The sequence below is a fragment of the Aestuariivirga sp. genome (genome assembly GCF_044239095.1).
Classification (GTDB): Bacteria; Pseudomonadota; Alphaproteobacteria; order Rhizobiales; family Aestuariivirgaceae; genus Aestuariivirga.
In genome coordinates this window covers 1-4695 of the sequence record NZ_JBIICB010000311.1, presented here as the reverse complement: position 1 = coordinate 4695, position 4695 = coordinate 1, and the positions used below count along the sequence as shown (strand labels likewise).

The 4695-nt window shown below is 55.2% G+C and carries 6 protein-coding genes; 4 read left to right on the top strand and 2 right to left on the bottom strand.

The annotated features are described in order from the left end of the window. The 4 genes from ACILRA_RS19995 to ACILRA_RS19980 all read left to right on the top strand — a co-directional run. A partial coding sequence (locus ACILRA_RS19995) for a Coenzyme F420 hydrogenase/dehydrogenase, beta subunit C-terminal domain (protein ID WP_395663813.1) occupies window positions 1-668 on the top strand: 668 nt, incomplete at its 5' end. Window positions 669-685: 17 nt separating this feature from the next. Further along, the gene (locus ACILRA_RS19990; protein WP_395663812.1) at window positions 686-2125 is read left to right on the top strand and encodes an NAD-dependent succinate-semialdehyde dehydrogenase; all 1440 of its coding nucleotides are present in this window, start codon (window positions 686-688) and stop codon (window positions 2123-2125) included. Between the two features lie 29 nt (window positions 2126-2154). Then, window positions 2155-2403, top strand: coding sequence for a hypothetical protein (locus ACILRA_RS19985; RefSeq protein ID WP_395663811.1), 249 nt, complete (start codon window positions 2155-2157; stop codon window positions 2401-2403). 125 nt (window positions 2404-2528) lie between these two features. Next, window positions 2529-3209: a GntR family transcriptional regulator gene (locus ACILRA_RS19980; RefSeq protein WP_395663810.1), complete on the top strand. Its 681-nt coding sequence runs from the start codon at window positions 2529-2531 to the stop codon at window positions 3207-3209. 424 nt (window positions 3210-3633) lie between these two features. On the opposite strand, the gene ACILRA_RS19975 is transcribed toward ACILRA_RS19980, so the two are convergent. Both ACILRA_RS19975 and ACILRA_RS19970 read right to left on the bottom strand, forming a co-directional pair. Next, window positions 3634-4350, bottom strand: a complete 717-nt coding sequence (locus tag ACILRA_RS19975; RefSeq protein WP_395663809.1) for a S49 family peptidase — start codon at window positions 4348-4350, stop codon at window positions 3634-3636. Continuing rightward, window positions 4350-4508 carry a hypothetical protein gene (locus ACILRA_RS19970; RefSeq protein WP_395663808.1) on the bottom strand — a complete coding sequence of 53 codons (159 nt, stop codon included), beginning with the start codon at window positions 4506-4508 and terminating at the stop codon, window positions 4350-4352. Before ACILRA_RS19970 ends, ACILRA_RS19975 begins: the two co-directional genes overlap by 1 nt. Between the last annotated feature and the right edge of the window lie 187 nt (window positions 4509-4695).

Below are 4695 nucleotides of genomic sequence, written 5' to 3'. Positions count from 1 at the left end.
CAAATCTCGGAAGACTGGATCCTCGAGTAGATGAACTATGCAAATATCGACTTGCGATGGTCTGCGGCGGATTTTCGGAACTCTCCCGATTTCGTGATCAGCTTGAACTCTGGAACATTGACGAAAGCGAACTTACGCGCTTCAGCTTTCGCGGAAATGGCTGCCCAGGCCCTACTGCGGCGACGACATATGACGGTCGCCACGAAGAGATCACTTACTGGGACTTCTGGGGGAACGAGGACACTTGGCGCACCTTCTTCCGCTGCAAGATCTGCCCAGATGCAGTGGGTCTCTCAGCCGATATTGCTGTGCTTGACATCTGGGACGATTGCAATCCCACTTCCGAGAACGACGGATGGAATGCCGTGATCTGTAGGACTGCTCGCGGCGAATCGTTGCTTAATGAAGCAGAGACCCGTGGTGACTTCGTAATCGACATGCCATGGACTATTTCCGATCTTGATCGCGCGCAGCCCCACCAGACTAGAAAACGACGTGCTGTGCGTGCACGGCTTGGTGCAATGCAGACAGCCGGCCTCCCATTTCCCGTGTGCGAGGATCCTGGACTAACAGCGATCAGCCTCGACCCAATGAGCGATGAATTTCGCAACGAGACGGATGGCACTCTAAAGCGCTTAGCCAAGGGTGCTCACACTCGTAACGACTGAACAGGAGCAATACAAAAGTGTCACATTTCGATAACATGAAGATGCTTATTGGCGGTCACTGGCGGCTGGGAGCCGCCCATCATGCCACCATCCTACGTAATCCGGCCACCGAGGGCGAGCTTGGGGAAGTTCCGTTTGCATCGGACGTAGACGTCGATGATGCGCTGGATGCTGCAGACCATGGCTTCAAGACATGGAGTCGGACATCTGCCTTGGAACGTCAAGGCTTGATGGACCGGGCCGCTTCTTTGATGTCTGACAGACGTGACTCCATCGCCAACGTACTTACGCAGGAAATGGGAAAGCCTCTGGTCGAGTCACGAATGGAAGTTGAATTCGCAATTTCAGCAACCCGCTGGTACGGAGAGGAAGGTCGTCGTGCTTACGGGCGCTTGATACCGCCTCGAGCTCGAAACATGAGGCATATCGTTGTCAAGGAACCAGTGGGACCCGTAATCGCATTCTCAGCTTGGAACTTCCCCGCCACAAACGTTATCAGAAAGGTTTCTGGAGCCTTGGCAGCCGGTTGCTCCATCATCATCAAGCCGAGTAATGAAACTCCAGCTACCTGCTTAGAGCTGGCGCGCTGTTTTCAAGACGCCGGGCTTCCATCCGGTGTCTTGAATGTAATCTTCGGAGAACCAGACATGGTTTCCCGAAGACTGATGGCGTCTTCCATTCCAAAGAAAGTGACTCTGACCGGTAGCACGCCAGTAGGAAAGCATCTTACCAGGCTTGCGGCCGACACCTTGAAGAGATGCACGATGGAACTTGGCGGACACGCACCGGTGATCATTGCCGACGATTGCGACCTGGAGGCTACACTTTCTGCGACAGTTGCCGCAAAGTTCAGGAATGCAGGACAGGTCTGCACCTCTCCAACGCGCTTCCTTGTTCAGGAAGACGTATACACACGTTTCGTCAACGGCTTCTCGGAGAGGGCTGCTGCTTTGCGCGTAGGAAACGGTCTCGCGAATGAAACTCAAATGGGGCCTATGTTCAACAAGCGACGCATTGCCTGGATCAATGAACTCATTATCGATGCCCAAGAGAAGGGTGCCAAAGTCTCTTCCGGAGGCTCTCAAATTGGATCCAAGGGTTCGTTTTACGCGCCAACGGTCCTAAGTGACGTTCCAAACACCTGTCGCGCGATGAATGAGGAGCCGTTCGCTCCTTTGGCACTCATATCACCATTCAGAAAATTGGATGACGCAATCGAAGAAGCGAACAGGTTAACTTTTGGGCTCGCTGCATATGGGTTTACAAGAAGTCAAGCCAGCGCTCTACGTATCCAGTCCGAGCTCCATGCGGGTGTCATTGGAGTAAACCAGTGCGTGGTCTCGATACCAGAGGCTCCCTTTGGTGGTGTCAATGAGACTGGCTGGGGTTCAGAAGGTGGCATTGAAGGTCTTGAAACTTTCTTACGGACGAAATTTGTCAACGAACTCGCGATCTAACTCATCTAGAAAAAAGTGAGAAGCCGCCCATGGGTATCGACAATTTCAAATTGTTGCTTAAAGGAAATCGCTTACTCAGTCTCGACGTCATTCAACTTGCCATTGCCTCTAGCGTGCGTGTAGCTCTGTCTAAGGCCAGGCTTTCCAACTCCGTACGCGTTGAACCAAAGAAGGGATTTTTTCCCGCATTGGGCTGGGAAGCGGAAGAACAACCGGCGCATTCGCCCCAGTCTTTTCCTCGGATACATTCAACGGTCAGTTCAATTGGGGTACGCTAAGATATGGTCTCACCGAAGCCGGAGAAAACAGACGCCTAGCTGGCTTGAGCAGTCGCTATTGTCAGAACGGTTTTCCCAAATTAGCATTTCATGGTTTGCCTCTACAGGCTGTCGAGGGTTGAATATTGACTGATACGAGACTGAAAAACCTCAAAACATCATGGGCGCCTCTTCATGAGCGGACCTATCAGGAACTAAAAACTGCTATTATGTCTGGCAAATTTATGCCGGGTGAGAAACTGACTGTCAGAGGACTGTCAGAAGAGCTCGGTGTGAGTGCCATGCCGGCTAGAGCAGCAATTCTTCGCCTCGCAGCCGAGAAGGCGCTCGATCTATCAGGGACGAGCGGTTCTGCCAGTATACCGCTCCTGACAAAGTCGCGGTTTAACGAAATGTACGAGCTCCGGGTCTTGCTGGAAGGCCGTGCGACAGAGCGGGCGGCAAGACAAATGACAAAGAAGGACTTCTCTGAACTGCAGCAGCTCCTCGTAGAACTTGAGACGGCTTCTGTTAGAGGGAATTCGGATAAGTATCTCGAAGTCAATCAAAGGTTCAAGTTCAAGATATTCCAAAGTGCGGATCAACCAGTTCTCGAAGACTTGATTGAGAGGTTGTGGATGCAGATTGGCCCATTCATGCGGTTCTATGGTAAAGGCATAATGGATCTGAGAGTGGACCGTCATAAAACTGCTCTAAGCGCGCTCATTGCAAGAGATGGCGTCACCGCTCGAAGCGCTCTTGAAGCAGACGTGAAAGAGGGTGCGACATTCCTGTTGACCAACGCTGAATTTGCTGAAGAAGCCTAGTATTCAAGCACTCAGAAGCTCTTACGCTCCTTCTTGACATCACTATTGAGGTTGGGTGCTCCAACGCTTCTGTGAATCGGCGATGAATTTATCAAAAGGTAGCGTTGAGGCTTACAGGGCCTCGTGTGTCCGACGGCAGCGTCGTGAGACAAACCGGGTGACTTGAGGAAGGTAGAATTTCTGGCTGATCGTAGCTCTGTCGTCGGCCTCTTTGCGGACGAGCTCGGTCGATCTGATAGTGGAAATCCGATCAGTATTTGGCCATCTCGCTCACCGGCCAGAACTTCGCCGCCATCGCCTCTTCAACCACTCCTCCCCCTGCCCCCGCCTCTCGGCCTGACGCCACGCCGCCTCTTCCTCCGGCGGCATCCTCTTCGAGACGTAGCGCCACGCCAGTGGCAGCAGCGCCTGGCCCAGCCGTGAGCTAAACTCGATCCAGAAGGAGGGCCGCTGCGCCACAAGAAACGCCCCTGCCCCAAGGCCGAGGAGCACTACGGCAACAGCAACGCCCTCCTGCCAGCTCATGCTCAGGCCACCTTCTTGTTCGGGATGGCCCAGACCAGCACCGGCGTAACGAGGCCGATGATGGTGGCGATGGTGTCGGGTGTGGCCCAGGCGATATGACGATCTCATTCGCCGCACTGGCGATGCCATAGGCGGCGGACGCGGCCATGTCGTTTACAAACGCCGTGACGGGTTTGGTCTGGCGAACCGAACGGATCAGATCCGCCAGACCTGCCATGCCTGCGGCTTCGCCACCGGGCGAGGAGATGTCGAGCAGGACCGACCGTACCTCCGGGTCTTGCCCTGCCGCCCGCAGCTGTGCTGCGATCCCCTCGTAACTGGTGAGCCCCGACCGGCTGTCAAGCCAGGCGCCACGGTTCACCAGCGTATCGAGCACCGGGATGATGACGATGCCATCTGCGGTGCGCATCATGGATGTGGTGCCATCCGTGCGGCGCGCGGAGCCGGTGAAATGATTGGCGTCCGGCGCATCCATGCCATCCTCTGCCGAGAAGAGGCTGGCCTCGAGCCCAATCCTGCCGCTCAGGGCGCCGAGGATGATCTGGGCCTTGGCCGGGTGGATGAGGAGCGGCGTGTTGAGCAGGCGGTCGCTGAGGCGCAGAAGCTGTCCCGCCATCACAGACCTCCTGCCCTGAGGCCGTAACGGCGGCGGAGGCCACCGGTCCGACCGCAATAGCTTTCAAGCCTGCTCAGTTCGGACCGAAGCGCGGAAATATCCGTCTTTCCGTATTGCACCTTGCGCCTGACGCCATTGCCGGCGTCGAACTCGATCACTTCCGTGCGCCTGCCCTCGAGCAGCGCGTAATACCAAGGGCTCTTGTGACTGACTCACGGGGGATTGAACTAACCCGCTGCCGCGGGAGAAGTGTGGAGCGCATTTACGGCTGAGGTTTCCTGTCTGAGGATTGTGGTTGTTACAGCCCAACCCATCAGACAGGAGTTTCCCAATGGCCGATATCAG

Bases quoted from the DNA above. Each gene is read 5' to 3' on its own strand.
- ACILRA_RS19985 (WP_395663811.1), top strand. From the start codon at position 2,155: ATGGGTATCGACAATTTCAAATTGTTGCTTAAAGGAAATCGCTTACTC.
- ACILRA_RS19975 (WP_395663809.1), bottom strand. From the start codon at position 4,350: ATGGCGGGACAGCTTCTGCGCCTCAGCGACCGCCTGCTCAACACGCCG.